The 16,990-nt window shown below is 37.2% G+C and carries 15 protein-coding genes; 7 read left to right on the forward strand and 8 right to left on the reverse strand.

Going from position 1 to position 16,990, the window contains the following annotated elements; translation table 11 throughout:
- Positions 1-474, forward strand: a complete 474-nt coding sequence (gene trmL / locus JNUCC51_RS15435; RefSeq protein WP_337988771.1) for a tRNA (uridine(34)/cytosine(34)/5-carboxymethylaminomethyluridine(34)-2'-O)-methyltransferase TrmL — start codon at positions 1-3, stop codon at positions 472-474.
- 253 nt (positions 475-727) lie between these two features.
- Here trmL and JNUCC51_RS15440 read toward each other — a convergent pair whose 3' ends face one another.
- On the reverse strand, positions 728-1,573 hold the full coding sequence (locus tag JNUCC51_RS15440) for a VOC family protein (RefSeq protein ID WP_337988772.1): 846 nt from the start codon (positions 1,571-1,573) through the stop codon (positions 728-730).
- 993 nt (positions 1,574-2,566) lie between these two features.
- Here JNUCC51_RS15440 and JNUCC51_RS15445 point away from each other — a divergent pair.
- Positions 2,567-2,743: a hypothetical protein gene (locus tag JNUCC51_RS15445; RefSeq protein WP_170939047.1), complete on the forward strand. Its 177-nt coding sequence runs from the start codon at positions 2,567-2,569 to the stop codon at positions 2,741-2,743.
- A gap of 84 nt (positions 2,744-2,827) precedes the next feature.
- Positions 2,828-3,658 carry an aldo/keto reductase gene (locus JNUCC51_RS15450; RefSeq protein ID WP_337988773.1) on the forward strand — a complete coding sequence of 277 codons (831 nt, stop codon included), beginning with the start codon at positions 2,828-2,830 and terminating at the stop codon, positions 3,656-3,658.
- A 51-nt stretch (positions 3,659-3,709) separates the two neighbouring features.
- Here JNUCC51_RS15450 and JNUCC51_RS15455 read toward each other — a convergent pair whose 3' ends face one another.
- From JNUCC51_RS15455 to JNUCC51_RS15465, 3 genes are all read right to left on the reverse strand, one after another.
- On the reverse strand, positions 3,710-5,893 hold the full coding sequence (locus JNUCC51_RS15455) for a 5'-nucleotidase C-terminal domain-containing protein (protein WP_337988774.1): 2,184 nt from the start codon (positions 5,891-5,893) through the stop codon (positions 3,710-3,712).
- 552 nt (positions 5,894-6,445) lie between these two features.
- A complete protein-coding gene (locus tag JNUCC51_RS15460) occupies positions 6,446-7,285 on the reverse strand; it encodes an RluA family pseudouridine synthase (RefSeq protein WP_337988775.1) in 840 nt (279 codons plus the stop codon).
- 54 nt (positions 7,286-7,339) lie between these two features.
- The gene (locus JNUCC51_RS15465; protein ID WP_049668902.1) at positions 7,340-7,765 is read right to left on the reverse strand and encodes a disulfide oxidoreductase; all 426 of its coding nucleotides are present in this window, start codon (positions 7,763-7,765) and stop codon (positions 7,340-7,342) included.
- A gap of 346 nt (positions 7,766-8,111) precedes the next feature.
- On the opposite strand from JNUCC51_RS15465, the gene JNUCC51_RS15470 reads away from it, so the two are divergent.
- The 4 genes from JNUCC51_RS15470 (at position 8,112) to JNUCC51_RS15485 (ending at position 12,032) form a co-directional block, all read left to right on the forward strand.
- A complete protein-coding gene (locus JNUCC51_RS15470; RefSeq protein WP_337988776.1) occupies positions 8,112-9,227 on the forward strand; it encodes a GAF domain-containing sensor histidine kinase in 1,116 nt (371 codons plus the stop codon).
- Between the two features lie 11 nt (positions 9,228-9,238).
- Positions 9,239-9,886 carry a response regulator gene (locus JNUCC51_RS15475; RefSeq protein WP_100541892.1) on the forward strand — a complete coding sequence of 216 codons (648 nt, stop codon included), beginning with the start codon at positions 9,239-9,241 and terminating at the stop codon, positions 9,884-9,886.
- A 403-nt stretch (positions 9,887-10,289) separates the two neighbouring features.
- Positions 10,290-11,210, forward strand: coding sequence for a helix-turn-helix transcriptional regulator (locus JNUCC51_RS15480; RefSeq protein ID WP_337988777.1), 921 nt, complete (start codon positions 10,290-10,292; stop codon positions 11,208-11,210).
- Positions 11,211-11,291: 81 nt separating this feature from the next.
- The gene (locus tag JNUCC51_RS15485; protein WP_337988778.1) at positions 11,292-12,032 is read left to right on the forward strand and encodes an effector binding domain-containing protein; all 741 of its coding nucleotides are present in this window, start codon (positions 11,292-11,294) and stop codon (positions 12,030-12,032) included.
- Positions 12,033-12,534: 502 nt separating this feature from the next.
- Here JNUCC51_RS15485 and JNUCC51_RS15490 read toward each other — a convergent pair.
- The 4 genes from JNUCC51_RS15490 to JNUCC51_RS15505 all read right to left on the reverse strand — a co-directional run bounded on the left by JNUCC51_RS15490 (position 12,535) and on the right by JNUCC51_RS15505 (position 16,738).
- Positions 12,535-13,443 carry a cation diffusion facilitator family transporter gene (locus JNUCC51_RS15490; RefSeq protein ID WP_337988779.1) on the reverse strand — a complete coding sequence of 303 codons (909 nt, stop codon included), beginning with the start codon at positions 13,441-13,443 and terminating at the stop codon, positions 12,535-12,537.
- A 257-nt stretch (positions 13,444-13,700) separates the two neighbouring features.
- Complete coding sequence (locus tag JNUCC51_RS15495; RefSeq protein ID WP_337988780.1) at positions 13,701-15,026, reverse strand: hemolysin family protein; 1,326 nt, start codon at positions 15,024-15,026, stop codon at positions 13,701-13,703.
- Between the two features lie 862 nt (positions 15,027-15,888).
- Positions 15,889-16,305, reverse strand: a complete 417-nt coding sequence (locus JNUCC51_RS15500; RefSeq protein WP_337988781.1) for a hypothetical protein — start codon at positions 16,303-16,305, stop codon at positions 15,889-15,891.
- Positions 16,306-16,534: 229 nt separating this feature from the next.
- On the reverse strand, positions 16,535-16,738 hold the full coding sequence (locus JNUCC51_RS15505; RefSeq protein WP_100545624.1) for a YheE family protein: 204 nt from the start codon (positions 16,736-16,738) through the stop codon (positions 16,535-16,537).
- Positions 16,739-16,990: the final 252 nt, after the last annotated feature.

The following is a 16,990-nucleotide window of genomic DNA, read 5'->3' on the forward strand; positions in this document are numbered from 1 at the left end:
ATGCCATTGCATATCGTTTTATATCAACCAGAAATTCCAGCAAATACAGGAAATATTGCACGCACATGTGCTGGCACAAATACCTCATTACATTTAATTCGCCCTCTTGGCTTTTCAACGGACGATAAAATGCTAAAACGTGCCGGCTTAGATTATTGGTATAGTGTCAATGTCGTGTACCACGATTCGCTAGAGGATTTTTTAGAGGCATCCAAAAATGGTGACGTTTATTTAATTGAGACATATAGTGAAGAGCCATTTACGACACATGATTTTAGTGATAAAGATCGTGATATTTACTTTATGTTTGGAAAAGAAACGACTGGCCTTCCAAAGGATTTTGCGTATGAGCGTAAAGATATGTGCTTACGAATTCCACAAAGTGAGCATGTTCGTTCACTCAATTTATCGAATACAGCAGCAATTGTTATTTATGAGGCATTGCGTCAACAAGGATATCCTGGGTTACATTAAAAAGAAACTGCTCAAAACATTAAAAAGCGCGAGAAATCAATTTAGAAATGTTGATTTCTCGCGCTTTTCTGATGTGAAAATTATTGATTTTATTTCTGCAATTGACTGAAAGAGCCCGCCAAGCGACGGAAAGAACCCATCAAACGATGGAAAGAACCTTGCAGGCGACGGAAAGAACCCCGCAAACGACGGAAAGAAACTCGCAAGCGACGTATACAAACCTCGAACCGCCGGATAGCCCGTCACATCACTCTTAAAATTTCATTAAAACAACGATACCTGATGGGTCTTCTGTTTGGAAACCTCCATCTATATCATTAACAGGTGCACCAATTGCAAGAAGATTTTCTTTCATTGTTGCTGCTTGCTCTTCATTATCAAGACGCAGTGAAAATGTTTTTAAGCCAACCTGATGTTCACCAAGCTTTGGTGCGTTTTCAGAGTGCCAAGTGTTTAAACCGATATGATGGTGATAGCGGCCAGTTGAGATGAATAAAGCTTGTGTTCCATAGCGAGTGACAATCTCAAATCCTAATCCTTTTGTATAAAATTCCTCTGCGGCAGCTAAATTAGAAACTGATAGATGAATATGCCCCATTACCGTATCAGCTGGTAGGCCAGCCCATCTACCATCGCCTTCCTCTAATATAGAATGGATTTTAAGAGGTTCAGTAACCATATGCACTTGGTCAAAATGCCAAGTCCATTCATTTTCAGGGCGATCCGCATAAACCTCAATACCATTATTATCAGGATCATTTAAATAAAGTGCTTCACTTACATCATGGTCAGATGCTCCGAAGTAGACGCCATTGTTATGGAAATGAGTAATAATATTTGCTAAATCACGACGAGTAGGCAATAAAATTGCAAAGTGATAAAGTCCAGTTGTTAAGCTCGTTTTTTCTTCTACTGTTTCAGGTTGGACGATTGTTAGTAAAGCTGTTTTGCCATCAGCTGTTAGAGTTGCTCTATGAGATTCCTGATGTAAAACTTTAAAGCCAATGACCTCTTGATAATAAGTTAATGAACGTTGTAAATCGCTCACTTTAATTTCAACATTCGTGACATATGTGTTAGGTTTTTCATGAAAATGCATAGATAATTACCTCCAAATATAAGTTATTATTAATTATCAAGTTACTTTATGTAAGTAAGTTTATTTTATAAAGTACAGAATGTCAAGTAATTATATTGTTCCAAAAAATAAGAGAAGTAACCGAAGCGAATGGGGGAACGAAGGCTTAATGCATGACATCCTGTGATAACACCTTCGTGACCAATATCATGCTGTTGCTGTCGCTACGTTTCACTACGCTTTCGCGCAAAAAAATCCAGACCTTGCAGCGAAGAGGCTCATCGGATGCCAATAGGAAAGTGTCCAGGCGGAAACGGAAATCAACCCTACGTAATGTTGATTGGCCGTAAAAGTGGATTTTCTAATGAATTGAGTCCATCATCGCAAGTTGAGATGTTATTTTGAAATGTATCCCATGAGAATAAGTTGATTGCAGTGGAGACTGGGCGACTCCTTGGGGATCAGCGAATAGAGGAACGAAGGCTAAAACCATCACATCCTGTGATAACGCCTTCGTGACCAACATCGTGTTGGCCCGAGACCCTGCAGCGAAGCGAAGCGGCTCATCGGACGCCCCCAGGAAGCTTGGCTCTGTGCGAAAGCGTAGTGTTAACGTAGCGGCAGCAACAAAGCGCCCAGTCGGAACGGAAATCACCCCCTCTCTTTGCCAAAGACCCAACTTTATTTAATTATGACACTTATTCTTCACCATATATTTTTTCAACAACAAAAAAATCACTAAGCATCTATTTATGCTTAGTGATTTTCTTGGGGTATTACTTCTCTGATCTGTAGTTGCCTTCGTAACCAGCAGTGAAAATAGCAGTTAAGAACGCAACAGTTACACCAATAATTAAAATTAAACTCATGGAAGAACCCTCCTCATGTTTATAAAGAAATCTCTTTTTAGTATAGCCTATCCACTATAAAAATGAAACGACATAGAGGAATAAAATATGTCAGAAATGGTTCAGAAATAACTATTTCGGGAAAACTATAAGAGAGGTGATAATAATGGAAAAAAAGGTTCCAAATATCGAAAACGGTACAATGGCTAGAAATTTTAAGGATTTACAGGATTTAGGGAAGCAGATGGAGCATTTGCGTGATGGTCAAGAGCTTATAGAAGATGACCGAATTCCAGACCCTATCCAAGTGGATGATTATGAAGAGAAAGCTGAAGAACAATAAGTAATTCCCCCACGGATTTTCCTTATGTTTCTTAAAACCAATTTTTTGTATAATGGAACTAGGAAAAGAAAGGGGTTGTTATTCTTGAATTTACAATCAACAAAAACATTAGCAAACGGTGTGGAAATGCCTCGCTTTGGCTTAGGTGTTTATAAAATGACAGAGCGTAATGAGACTTTGCAGGCTATAGATAAAGCTCTTAAATTTGGCTATCGAGCTATTGATACAGCTTCTCTTTATGGTAATGAGGCTGAGGTGGGCGAAGCTATTCGTCATTCAGGCGTAAAACGTGAAGATATTTTTGTGACGACAAAGGTTTGGAATAATGACCAAGGCTATGATGAAACATTGAGAGCTTTTGAAGTTTCATTAAAAAAGTTAAATATGGACTATTTAGATTTATATTTAACACATTGGGCAGTACCAGAAACATTTGAAGAAACGTATAGAGCAATTGAACGCTTATATGATGAAAAATTAATTCGTGCAACAGGGGTCTCAAATCACCATGAGCACCATTTACAAAAGCTATTAACTAAAGCAAATATTGCACCAATGGTCAACCAAGTAGAGGTGCATCCATATTTACAGCAAGACGCATTAAGAGCATATTGTAGTGAGCATGGAATTGCTGTTACTGCGTGGTCTCCATTAGGTCGTGGTGGTGTGCTTGATAATCCAACGATTATGGAAATTGGCCGTGAAGTAGGGAAAACAGCTGCTCAAGTAGTGCTGCGTTGGCATTTACAAAATGATACACTTGTTATTCCGAAGTCTGTAACACCTAGTCGTATTGAAGAAAATGCACAGATCTTTGATTTTGAATTAACACTAGTTCAAATGGATAAAATAGCTACACTAAATCGCAATGAACGATTTGGGCAGGACCCTGATAATTTTAAATTTAATTTTTAGTGCAATAGAAATCCCGCTCTCTAATTTGAGAAGCGGGATTTTGTAAATATATTATTTAGATTCTTTAGATTCTTTTACAAAAGGAATATAGTTTGAAAGCATTTTTGCCATATGTGCACGTGTAGCGTTGTCACCAGGCATAAATTTGCCGTTTGCGCCGCTAACAATCTTTAAGTCTTTCATAAGTGCGATAGCATTTTGAGTTTCAGTGTCGTATTTAGAAATATCGCTGAAATCAGCTTTTAAACCAGTTTTTGCATCGTGTTGTAGATTATATGCACGAGTAAACATTAATGCAAGTTCATAACGTTTTACTTTCGCATTTGGATTAAATTTACCATTTGTACCTTGAACAATTCCAGCTTCAGCAAGCGCTGCAATTTCTTTTTGTGTTGCATCATTTAAATTAGCAATATCAGAGAATGAAGCTTGAGCTTTTGCTTCAAGCTTTAAGGCACGTGAGATAAATGATGCAGCTTGTGCACGAGTTAAGTTTGCGTTTGGTGAATATGTTGTTGCAGAAGTACCTTTTGCTAAATCACGGTAATAAAGATCGCGAACATAGCCTTCAGTTTCTGAGCCTTTTGCGATATCTTTAAATGGAATTGTCGCGATAATACGTCCTTCTACTTTTGGATCAACTTTTTTCAGTGTATCTAAATGTTCGATAAACATTTCATAGTCAATCGTACCAGGTTCACTTACACGGCCGTCCTCATAAACTTTTTTCAGCGTATCGTAGCCGTCTCCACCTTTAGCAGTGAATGTATTTGTTGCTGCTTTATAATAGGCTGCTTTATCAAGCTCTTTACCATTTAATTTAATAGAAGTTACACGTTTTCCTGCAGGTGCTTTTCCATCAAATTCTACTTGTAAACCTGAGAAGTGTAGGAAGCCACCGAATTCTTTAGGGAAATCTTTCACACTATGTTCCGCAATTTCGTAGATTTCAGCACCTTTTAATTTTACGATACCAAGAGCATTACCGAATGGCATAACTGTCATAACTTCTCCAACAGTGATATCTCCTGCATCGATACTTGCGCGGATACCACCACCGTTTTGGAATGCAAATTGTACTTCTGGGTCAATTTTCTTAGCACCAGCAAGCATACCATCAGTAATTAAGTTACCAAGGTTTGTTTCACCAGCACGAACGCCCCAAAGATTACGACCACCATTTAGAGTTGAAACAGCTGTATTACCTGTTGATTGATTTAATATTTTTGAAATTTTCTCTTTATATGGAGCTAAAAGTGCTGTAGCTTCAGGATCTGCTTCTACAGGCTTTTCTTTATCATTTAAGGCATGTAATTGACCGAAGTAGTCAACAACGGCGCCATTATCGTTGAATGTTAAATCTAATTCACCTAAATTTTCGCTATATTGACCTGTTTGAACGATAATTGTAGGATTCTTAAATGGTGTTTCAGCTTTCACAGGCTTGTCTAATTTCGTATGTGTATGACCACCTACGATTACATCAATGCCCTCTACAGTTTTTGCTAGTAATTGGTCATTATCCCAATCTGCAGAGTCATCGTAGCCTATGTGTGTTAATGCGACAATTTTGTTAACACCTTGCTTTTCAAATTCGGCTACTGCTTTTTTCGCAGAGTCGACATAGTTTGCAAACTTGACGTTAGCAACGCTTGAAATCGTAGGTGTTTCTTCTGTTGTTAAGCTGAAAATACCTACTTTTTCTCCATTGATCTCTTTAATGATACCATCATAAATTTGCCCGTTTTTAAAGTCTTTTGTGACTGTTTTGAATTGTAAGCCATTGAATAAAGAATCTTTTGAAAAATCTAGATTTGATCCTAGTAATGGGAACTCTGCGCCCTTAACGAATTTGGCAAGTGCAGCATGTCCTTCTGGGCTTGAACCTAAATCGAACTCATGGTTACCAAAAGTCATGGCATCATAACCCATTAAGTTCATTAACTTCATGTCAGCTTCCCCAGCAAATTCGTTAAAGTATAAAGTACCAGAGAAAACATCACCAGCATCTAAAAGAAGTGAGTTTGGATTTGCTGCACGAAGTTCTTTTACTTTTGTTGCGCGCTTTGGAGCATCCTCAACGTGTGCATGCGTGTCATTTGAGTGTAGAATTGTTAATTTGAAACCATCTTTTGTAGCTGTTGGTGTTGCTTCCGCTGCATGTGCGGCAAAACCTGGTGTAGCTAGTAAACTAGCAGCTAGAGTTGTTGCTGCAATACTTTTAACCCATTTCATCAATGAATTCCTCCTCATAATTAGTCAGATGACTGACAATTTACTCTAATTCTACCATGAAAAAAACGCATCGTCATTACCAATAATGGAAATGCATATTAAAATTACTGTAAAAAATAGATGAAAGAAATGTTAAATAATATATTTATACTTTTTTAGAATTATAAGTAAATATATTTAAATGTAGGGAATCATTACTGCAGAGACTGAGCACCTTAGTAGGAAATTGCTCGATTGCTAAGTTAGCTTTTTCTGGAGCAGTTCTTAAAGAAGGAGAGGTAGTAGAAACAATTTAGCTCTGGTATAATGCCACGGGAGTACAAAGGCGCCGATGAGTCGCCCAGTCCCCACTACAATCAACTTATATACATTACATACTTTTTTACAAATATCATTTCAAACCATTGATGATGAGCCTAAGTAAAGGAATATTGCTTTTTCGATGTATGTTTGTGATACTGCAGAATATGAAGATTGCGACTTAAATAAAGGTATAAAAAAACTACACTTTCTATTGTTAGCTGTCCAACAATAGAAAGTGCAGTACGGTAATTACTGCTGATCCTTTACAACGATCGTCTTATTTAAAAATGGATGCTCGAACTCTAATTGAATAGCGTGGAGCTCGTAGTCGCCACTTGCAGTTTCTCTTGCTCCATACATTGTATCTCCAATAATCGGATGGCCGATATGTGCTAAATGTACGCGAATTTGATGAGTTCTTCCTGTTTCAAGAATTAGATGGACAACACAAGAGCTTTTATAGCGCGCTACAACTTCATAGTGTGTAACCGCATGCTGGCCAGTTTTTGAAACGACACGTCTTGTTGCATGATGTCGATCTTTTCCGATTCCTTCAGAAATCGTGCCAGATGAAGAGCGTAAATTCCCTTGCACCTCTGCAGCGTATGTTCGAATAATAGATTTTTCCTCAATCATACGGTCAAAGATTGATTTTGCTAAAGGATGTTTTGCTACAAGCAACAAACCTTGTGTTCCTTTATCTAAACGATGGACATGCTCCGCATAAGTGCCGCCTTGCTCTTTAATATGAGCCATAACATGATTCATACAAGTGTGAGTATCGCGTGCATCATTTGGATGTGTCGACATACCTTTTGGTTTAGAAACGATCAAACAATGGTCATCTTCATAGACGACATCAATCGCACAAACCGGTGTAGGTTGATAATTGGATGCCGGAATAGGGAATGTAAATTTTATGATTGTCCCTACCTGTAGTGGATCATTCCATTGAATAGGCTCTCCGTCAATTGTTGTGATAGCCTTCGCCATTCGCAATTCATGGACTATCTTTTTACCAAGTCGCCAATGATTGCGTAATAAATCCTCGACTGTCAAATTATTCGTATTTATTTCATAGTGAAACATAAATCTTCCTCCGTAGAAAAGACCGTATTCCAATTGTAGAACACGGTCTCGTAATTAATTTGCTGTTTTAGCAGCCTTCATTACATAAAAGCTTGCCCCTGCAATTAAAATAAATGCAGTTAGCGCTAAAAATGGGATTGTGATAAAACCTAACCAGTTAATATATTGACCAGTACATGAAACAAGACCACAAGAAGGTGCAGTTTCAGCTAAAAAACTAAGCTTTTGAATACCATAATGGTAAAGTGATATACTGCCTCCCATAATGGCAAAAACAGCTGTTGTTACAGCAATACGTGCATTTTTTTGAATAAAGGCAATTGTTGTCATAATGACTATTGGATACATGAAAATTCGTTGGTACCAACACATTTTACAAGGTTCATAATGACGAATTTCAGAAAAGTATAAGGAACCCAGTGTTGCAACTACAGAGACAATCCAAATAAATAATAAGCCATTCTCCACTTTTTTAGACATATAAATTCTCTCCTTAGTATAACCATGTACTTGTTCGATTATAGTTGTTCTAGTTTTATATGTAAATTAACTTACCTAAAATAAGGAATATTTTCATATCAATTATGCCTTGGCATATTTCCGTGATATCCGCTAGAGGCTTTGTTGCCACATGAAGTGGCGTTCTTAGACTGAGTTCCTCTATTTCAGCGGATCTCTTTTGTACCATAGCGTCAGCAGCAGATGTTTGGACACCTGCTGAACGAAGCTAAAAAATTTCAGTCTAAAGTATGAATGGCTGAGGCAGACGTTCCAGACTTTGAAATGTTATCATTAAAATTAGTAATGCCAAAGAAGAGGTGTTTTTGTGAGGGACAATGATCATTCCAATATTGGTATTTTAAAAGAGATTGCAGAGTTATTAAACGAAGAAACTGAAATTGTGTCGATGTTAAAGGAAGCACTTGTGAAATTTTTAAATGGCACAAATTTTGAAACAGGCTGGATTTTTTTTATCGATGAAAAAGGGCGGTCAGAGCTTGTTGTCCATGTCAATTTACCAGAGGCACTGGAGTATAAAAATTGCCATTATTTAAAAAAGGGAGGCTGTTGGTGTGTTTCCCGCTATCGTAATGAGGAATTAAAAAAAGCCTCTAATATTATTGAATGTCAACGTATTGAAAGTGCAATTACAGCAAATGTTGGCGATCACGAGGGCATTACACATCATGCAACAGTGCCGCTTCAATCTGGACAAGAGCGTTTTGGTATCTTAAATGTTGCATCGAAGGATACCGTGCGTTTTTCAGAGGAAGAGCTAGCATTACTTGAATCGGTTGCATTTCAGATGGGATCAGCCATTAAGCGTATTTTACTGACTAAGCAGGAGCAGGAAATGGCACTTGTTAAGGAGCGCAATCGTCTAGCTCGAGATTTACATGATTCCGTGAATCAGCTACTTTTTTCGGTTACATTAACGGCGAGAGCGGGTATTGAAATGACAAACGATAGTGATGTGAAGGAAACGTTTAAGGAGATCCAGCACTTAACACAGGATGCCTTAACAGAAATGCGTGCTCTTATTTGGCAGCTCCGTCCAAAAGGATTAGAAAATGGTTTACTTGAAGCGATAAAAGTGTATGCTGAAATGCTTGGCCTGAAGCTTCATGTAACGGTTTCAGGTGTACTGCAATTTCCATCACGTATTGAAGAAACATTATTTCGGGTAGCCCAAGAAGCACTTAATAATGTTCGTCGTCATGCTGGTGTGCTAGAGGCAGCACTTTATATTACGGTTACTTCTACAGATATTTTACTTGTTATTCGTGATGAGGGACGAGGCTTCGTCATTGATAATAACACGAAGCTACTTTCGATAGGCTTGCAATCCATAAAGGATCGTGCAAAATCAGTTGGTGGCAAAGCTGACTGGGTTAGTGAAATTGGCAAAGGAACAGAGCTGTTAATCCGCTTGCCATATTAGGGGGGAAGAGTATGATACGTGTTTTAATCGCAGATGACCATCATGTAGTACGTCGGGGATTATTATTTTTCTTAAAAACACAGAAAGATATTGAAGTTGTAGGAGAAGCGAAAAATGGACTTGAGGCAGTAGCTTTAGCGGAAAGTATACAGCCAGATATTATACTCATGGACTTGGTAATGCCTGAGATGGATGGGATTCAAGCAACGAAGCGCATTAAAGCTAAGTTTCCACAAATAGAAATTCTAATGCTGACGAGCTTTTCAGACCGTGATCATGTAGTGCCAGCAATGGAGGCAGGAGCTGCAGGCTATCAGTTGAAAGATATTGAACCTGATGAGTTGGTATTGTCCATTCGTCGTATTATGAGAGGCGAAAATACATTACATCCAGAAGCAACGACAACCCTTGAAATGGACCGGCAAGAATCAATAAATGCACCTCATGTTATAAACCCACTAACACCTCGTGAACAGGATGTGCTTGCGGAGCTTACAAAAGGGAAAAGTAATCGAGAAATTGCTTCCTCTTTATTCGTTACAGAAAAAACTGTGAAAACTCATATTTCTAATATTTTCACAAAGCTACAAGTACAAGATCGTACGCAGGCTGCTCTTTATGCAGTGAAGCATGGGCTGACTGAGGGTAGTGGTGTATAAAAGTTAAAAAAGCTATTAGTCACGTCCGAAAAACAGGGGATAATAAACAACCATACCACATGCATATAAGTTGATTGGAGTGAAGTTTGGGCGACTCTAGGAAAGCGCCCACACCGGAACGGAAAACCACCCCAGGTGATAAGCTTGATGATTAAAAAATGACGAGTTCATAGGAGCTCGTCATTTTTTAATGAATTATTTTAAATCAAAAAATATTGATGGTATAAAAGTATATGAAGAAGAGGCCACGCCCCTTTGGAACATATAGGTAAGTACATAATTAAGTGCAGTGTCTTTATTGTTGAATAAAAACTTTGTTAGAAATATCAATTATTATAAAGTTAGATATGGAATTAGTAGGTATGCAAAGGACAAATAGAATTTATCGTAAAGGGGTACAAATATGAAATTAGAGCGTCTATTAACGATGACAATGATTTTAATAAATCGTAAAAAAGTGACAGCACAGGAGCTTGCCGATTTATTTAATGTGTCAGTTCGCACTATTTATCGAGATATTGAAACGTTGAGCTGTGCTGGGGTTCCTGTTATTAGCCAGCAGGGGGTTAATGGTGGGATTAGTTTAATTGATGGCTACCGTGTTGATAAGCAGGTGCTGACGAAGGAGGAGCTTACTTCACTTTCTATTGCCATTAAAAGTGCGCTAACAACATACGAGGATTCACATGCTGAAGCGGTGCTTGAAAAATTGACAGGTGTTGCGGATGAGAAAGTTAAACAATCTATCGATCAACTTTTTATTGACCTTAGTCCTTGGGGGCCGAATGTTATTTTTAAGGAACAGATTACGTTATTAAAAAATGCGATTGAGCACGGGCATCATATAAGCTTTACGTATTCCACTACACATGGTCGTATAACAAGACGATTATTAGAGCCACACACTTTAGTACAGAAGGGAAAAGTTTGGTATGTTTATGGCTATTGCACATTGAGAGAGGATTTTCGCTTATTTAAAATTTCTAGAATGAAGGATATAAAAAAAGAGAAGACGACATTCCAGCGCAAAGAAGTCAACTTGTCTGAACTCCCATGGGATAAGAAGTGGCACCGCCCTCAAAATATAGTAAACCTTACGTTATCTTTCGATTCTGCAATAACAACATTAGTAGAAGAATCATTTGGTGCTGAACATGTAGATAATGAAAGTTCAACTATTAATATTTCATTGCCTGAGGATGAATGGTTATATGGCTTTCTTCTTAGCTTTGGCCATCGCCTAAAAGTTTTAGAACCATCTCATATAAGTGAGATTGTGCTAAAACGAGCGCAGGAAATTGTTGAGTTATATAAAAAAAATTAACTTCTGCTCAATTGATGACATACAGATGTCAGGTTTCCTTTGTTATAGTCATAACAAATAGAACGAAGGGTGGATTTAAAAATGCAAAGTAATTGTCAAAGCTGTGGAATGCCATTAGTGGATGAGGCTTTACTTGGTACAGAAAAAGAAGGACACAAAAGTCAGGATTATTGCACATATTGTTATGAGTTAGGACAGTTTAAGCAGCCAAATCTAACAGTTCAAGAAATGGTTGAAATTTGTGTGCCGCATTTAAAGGAAGATGGTATGGCGGAAGAGGAAGCACACCAAATGATGACTTCTTTTTTACCAAGCTTAAAGAGATGGAGAAAGCATGATATTAAAGAACCGGTTGGGATGAATAAAGAATCATTTCAAATCGTAGGAATTTCAGCGCGAACAAGTAATGCGAATGAAATTACCTCCAAAGCAAAAATCCCACAATTATGGACGAACTTTTATCAACAAGATGTAACGGGACAAATAGCTAATGCAGTAAATCAAGTAACATATGGTCTGTATTCTGACTATGAAACAGATGTTAATGGAGAGTATTCGATTACACTTGGAGTGGAAGTTTTAGCTGCCGACGAAATTCTTGAAGGGATGGTCGTAAAAACAGTGCCAGCTGCAAAATATTTAGTTTTTACTTCTGACAAAGGCCCATTTGAAGAAGTTGTCGTAAAAGCATGGCAGGATGTTTGGGCTTGGTTCGCAAGCTCAGGTGTAGAGCGAACATACACAGGTGACTTTGAAATGTACGATGAACGATGTGCCAATCCACAAGAAGCTCAGGTCGATATTTATATTGCAATCAAATAATTAAACAAATTAAGCTTCCTATCTATAACGGATAGGAGGTTTTTGTTTGTATTAGGTACTTTTCTCATTTAAATATTGTGAAAGTATACATTTCTAGAATTATGTTTTGTATAATAAATTAATAATATTCTGAAATTTGTTAGGTGAGTGGTCACAAAGGAATTAAACTGAATGATGGTGACGAGTCATTAATTACTGTTAGAAGGGAGTAGTTATTTGGCTAAGAGAAGAGTAGGAGACATTGTAAGTGTTACATCGTTATTACCAGCGATAATAAGTGTTATTTTTTTCTTTTTAAAAAGAGGGCCCGATTTTGATATTTATTTTAGTATCACTTTGTTTAGCATTTTATCAATTATCGGTATTATATTTGCAGTAGTCTCTTTGATATTGTCTAAAAAAGGTTGGATCGGTCTAATCACAATGCTTTCTTCTTACAATTAGCAATGGGAATTGGTGAACCATAGTTAAAACCTAAACATTAAAAACAAGTCTCCTACTATCAATTAGTAGGAGACTTGTCGCCATTTGCTGGAGGAATTATTGCTATTTCTGGCTCAATATGCACGAGTACCTGGCAGAAGGAATTTTCATGATTAACGGTTTTTTCAATTTCCTCTGTGATTCGATGACTTTCAAAGACATTTAAGTAAGGATCGACGGTCACTGTTACGTCTATAAAATGCATATTGCCATGAGCTCGGCCTTTAAAGTCGATGAGCTCGATCACTCCTTCAACATTGCGAATTAATACGGATAATGTTTCGACCTCTTCAACATCAAAGGCATCTGTAAGGCTTTGAACTGCCTCCCAAAAGATTTCTACAGCTGTTTTAATAATAAGAAGTGCGACGAGAAGAGCTGTTATGGTATCTATAATAGGGAAGCCGAAAATTGCTCCAAAAATCCCGATGGCTGTACCGATACTGACAAGCGCATCTGAGCGATTATCATAGGCTGCAGCCTTAACAGCAGCGCTTTTTATTTTTTTGGACAGTGCCAAATTATAGCGATAAACAATATACATCACTACTGCACTACCGATTGCCACATAGGCTGTTAATAGCGAGGGCGCTGTGTCAGTTGGCTCCCATAGAGTTTTGATCGAAATGATGAGTACCTGTAAGCCAACAATTAACATGATGAACGATGCAACAAGTGAAGCAACAGTTTCAGCACGTAAATGTCCGTATTGATGATTGGAGTCAGGTGGTATTTGGGCAATACGTAATCCAATTAATACTGCAATGGATGCGATAATATCAGTAGTATTGTTAAGTCCATCTGCTTTTAATGCTTCTGATGTTCCTATATAGCCGATTGTCAGTTTTATTGAGCTCAGTATTATATATGTGCCGATGGATAACCATGCACCTTTTTCCCCTTGACGTAAATTTGTATAGAGCTCCATTTTGTTTCCTCCTAGCAAAACTTTCGGGCATTATAAAACGACCCCCTTCTCGAGTAAGGGAGTCGTTTTTTGCGTTTATATTTTATTTCAGTAGAAGCTCTTATAGGTTGTGAGCAAAATGCTGATTTTATTTATCGCTCAAATCAAATAAGCTCGATTTTTATCTTACCAAGGTAAATAAGATAAGGCTATTTATCTTATTTCAGCGCTTGTCCAAACGCAATTATGCCGAGGTATAATAAATTTTTAGTCAGCTATTAATCGTTGTCATTTGATAAATCACGTTCAGGTAATTTCAGAACCTCTAAGTATAAAATATGGTGACCATCTAATTCTTTTGCGATAAATTCATAACCTTGTTCTTCAATACTATCTCCTTCGACCGCATCAAAGCGCATTGTCATGAACCAACCACCGATTGTATCAATATCATCATCTTCTATGTCAGTACCTAGCATATCATTCACGTTTTCTACTAGCATCTTCGCATCTAAAATATAGTGATCTTCTGCAATTTCCTGAACCTCTGGAATTTCATCTTCATCGAACTCATCTTGAATGTCGCCGACAATTTCCTCAATAATATCTTCAATCGTAACTAGTCCAGATGTTCCGCCATATTCATCCATTAAAATGGCCATATGAATGCGTTCACGCTGTATTTTTAGTAATAAATCGTTAATTTGCGTTGTCTCCATTACGCGAATAATTGGCTGCATATAGTCAATCACTAGCTTATCACCATTTGCTGGGTCTTTAATGTAAGCAGTTAATAAATGCTTCATATTGACTAAGCCGATAATATGGTCTTTGTCACCATCGATAATTGGGTAACGGGTATATTGCTCAACGCCAATTAAATCGAAAACTTCTCTAATCGTTAGTTCTTTTTCAATACCGACGATTTCAGTACGTGGGACCATGATTTCTTTCGCAAGACGATCAGAGAACTCAAAAATACTGTTCACATATTCATATTCTGAAGTATTAATTTCTCCACCCTTTAAACTATCCGACAAAATCATACGTAACTCTTCTTCAGTATGGGCTACTTCTGATTCTGACATCATTTTTAAGCCGAAAAGGCCAGTTAAGCCACGTGCAGATCCATTTAACAGCTTAATGATTGGATACGTAATGTTGTGGAATATAATTAATGGGCCAGAAAGGTTTAATGTTACAAATTCTGCTTTTTGGATGGCAAGTGTTTTTGGCGCCAATTCCCCCATAACTACATGCATAAACGTTACAATTGAGAATGCAAGTATAAATGAAAGGACAGTAGTAAAATTTTCACTCAAATTTAGAAATTCAAACACTGGATTCAAAATAATCTTAAATGTAGGTTCACCAAGCCAACCTAGACCTAAAGCAGTGATCGTAATACCTAATTGGCATGCAGATAAGTATTCATCTAAATCTGAAATTACACGTTTTGCATTTTTTGCTTTTTTATTGCCTTCTGCAAGCAATTGATCAATACGTGTAGATCTTACTTTAACGATTGCAAATTCAGTTGCAACGAAAAATCCTGTCATTATTATTAGTAGGGCAAATGCCGCCAACCTTATGGTTATTTCCATTATGTCTCCGTCCAAATAATTCCTTTGTCCCCGCCCGAATGAGGGAGGTAAACAAAGTGTACACCTCCTATGATTTTAAAAAATTGTTGAATGATTTAATCATAAAATATTTACATGCAAAACACAAATATTGACAACAATTTTTTTTACTTCTTTTAGCGGGTGTCCAAACATCCACTGAATTCACTCTAAGAACGCCACGTCTTGTGGCAATTTATCTGTAGTGAAAGTCAAATTGAAAAAATTAAACATTTTCAAACACCAAAAGATTGAAAATAGAAATTTTGTATGCTAACTTTAAATGTAGCAAAGAAGATAGTTTGTTTAGAGAAAGAAGCATTTACATCTCATATAAAACGACACGTCAAAAATCTCAAGAGAGCTAAACTTGCGGATTTTTTTAAATGAATTATTTTTAATAGCAACAAAAAGGAGCCGCCTCATTCATATGAGGTGGCTCCTTTGTACTGTTGAAAATAAAATAGATGGTGTCATAGTATCGCTCTTCGGCAAAGCAAGGGGTTGATTTCCGTTCCGGCTGGGCGCTTTCCTGGGGGCGTCCGATGAGCCGCTTGGGCCAACACGATGTTGGTCACGAAGGCGTTGTCACAGGACGTGATGGTTTTAGCCTTCGTTCCTCTGCCTGCTCGCTCCATGGTCTCATCTGTGACGCTGTTCCCCAAGGAGTCGCCCAGTCTCCACTCCAATCAACCATTCTCATAAGATATGTTTTCTGGCATATCACTAGCATTTATAGAGATAAAACGAAACTTCAGCAATGTTTGTGCGAAAGCTAAAATTTTTTTCAACAAAAAAGGGGCCATTTTCATTTATATGAGATGGCTCCTTCTACTTTAATTATTTATTTTTGTTGAAAACGTAATTTTAAGCACGCTTTTTCCACATCGTGAAGCGTTTCTTTAAAGGGTATTTCACCTGAGTAAAGTGCAATTGTAACAGGTGCTTTTTCTGTTATGCCTTGCTGTGTAAAAATATAATTTTTGCCCTTATATGTTAAATATATATTTTTTACAGATCTTTTTCCGAAAGTACTAGTAGATGAATTGAAAAATCCTTTTAATTGACTGCAATATTCATTGTAGAAATCACCTTTAAAGCCAGAAAGAGTCTCGAATTTTTTACTATCAATAGCTTCAGCCTCATTCGCTAACTCAAAAATTTTAGCGGAAAATTCGGAAAAAACTTCTTTTACTTTTGCACGAATTAATGCTTTTGAATTATAACTGTTTAAGTCATCAGAAAGAGTGACTTTACTCATTGAAATAGCCTCCTGCATAAAAAACCTTTAATACTTGATAACATAAATGTATAAGAAAAATAAGGGAATTTCAATATACATAGACAATATTAAGATAATAGCAGTGCTAAAATTAGTAAAAAATAGGTGTTTTTAAGCAATGTTAGTTCAGGAAAATACTACTTTATCTTTATTCAGAAATGATTTGTGAAAGTGAAGCGACAGCTACGATTACCCAAGGCGAAATTGATCAGTCGTAAACATGGTACAACATAAGCTCGTGAATCATTTTTTTTACATCCTCTTCGTTTGGAGGGATAGCTCCATTCCATTGTATAACGCCATCTTTTAAGTACTCCGCTGAGTAACGTTCACGTTGATAAAAAAACGAAATAGACCAACCTGGAAGCTGAGAATTTTCAAATAATGGCTTAAAGCTAAAATGCTGAATCATAACCAAACCCCATTTCTTATATATGTAATTAATATTATTCAAGGATAGTGGTAATTTTGCAACTATTCACTTTACGAATGCTTTGTGAGTAGCTATGTATATGCTTAGACATAATATTAACGTGTGGTTGATTTCCGTTCTGACTAAGCACCTTCCTGGAGTCGCCAAGTCTTTATTTAATACATGGCATAATTGGCAATGGACTATCTGTCTCCATGGGAAAATGAGTAGCCTAGAGCGGAAATCAATATT

The sequence above is a fragment of the Lysinibacillus sp. JNUCC 51 genome (assembly GCF_015999525.1).
Taxonomy (GTDB): Bacteria; Bacillota; Bacilli; order Bacillales_A; family Planococcaceae; genus Lysinibacillus; species Lysinibacillus xylanilyticus.

What these genes read in the sequence shown, in the direction of transcription:
- JNUCC51_RS15460 (WP_337988775.1), bottom strand. Translation starts at nt 7,285, where the DNA reads ATGTTTCACTATGAAATAAATACGAATAATTTGACAGTCGAGGATTTA.
- JNUCC51_RS15490 (WP_337988779.1), bottom strand. Translation starts at nt 13,443, where the DNA reads ATGGAGCTCTATACAAATTTACGTCAAGGGGAAAAAGGTGCATGGTTA.
- trmL (WP_337988771.1), top strand. Translation starts at nt 1, where the DNA reads ATGCCATTGCATATCGTTTTATATCAACCAGAAATTCCAGCAAATACA.
- JNUCC51_RS15455 (WP_337988774.1), bottom strand. Translation starts at nt 5,893, where the DNA reads ATGAAATGGGTTAAAAGTATTGCAGCAACAACTCTAGCTGCTAGTTTA.
- JNUCC51_RS15465 (WP_049668902.1), bottom strand. Translation starts at nt 7,765, where the DNA reads ATGTCTAAAAAAGTGGAGAATGGCTTATTATTTATTTGGATTGTCTCT.
- JNUCC51_RS15505 (WP_100545624.1), bottom strand. Translation starts at nt 16,738, where the DNA reads ATGATTCAGCATTTTAGCTTTAAGCCATTATTTGAAAATTCTCAGCTT.
- JNUCC51_RS15445 (WP_170939047.1), top strand. Translation starts at nt 2,567, where the DNA reads ATGGAAAAAAAGGTTCCAAATATCGAAAACGGTACAATGGCTAGAAAT.
- JNUCC51_RS15475 (WP_100541892.1), top strand. Translation starts at nt 9,239, where the DNA reads ATGATACGTGTTTTAATCGCAGATGACCATCATGTAGTACGTCGGGGA.
- JNUCC51_RS15485 (WP_337988778.1), top strand. Translation starts at nt 11,292, where the DNA reads ATGCAAAGTAATTGTCAAAGCTGTGGAATGCCATTAGTGGATGAGGCT.
- JNUCC51_RS15500 (WP_337988781.1), bottom strand. Translation starts at nt 16,305, where the DNA reads ATGAGTAAAGTCACTCTTTCTGATGACTTAAACAGTTATAATTCAAAA.
- JNUCC51_RS15440 (WP_337988772.1), bottom strand. Translation starts at nt 1,573, where the DNA reads ATGCATTTTCATGAAAAACCTAACACATATGTCACGAATGTTGAAATT.
- JNUCC51_RS15495 (WP_337988780.1), bottom strand. Translation starts at nt 15,026, where the DNA reads ATGGAAATAACCATAAGGTTGGCGGCATTTGCCCTACTAATAATAATG.
- JNUCC51_RS15480 (WP_337988777.1), top strand. Translation starts at nt 10,290, where the DNA reads ATGAAATTAGAGCGTCTATTAACGATGACAATGATTTTAATAAATCGT.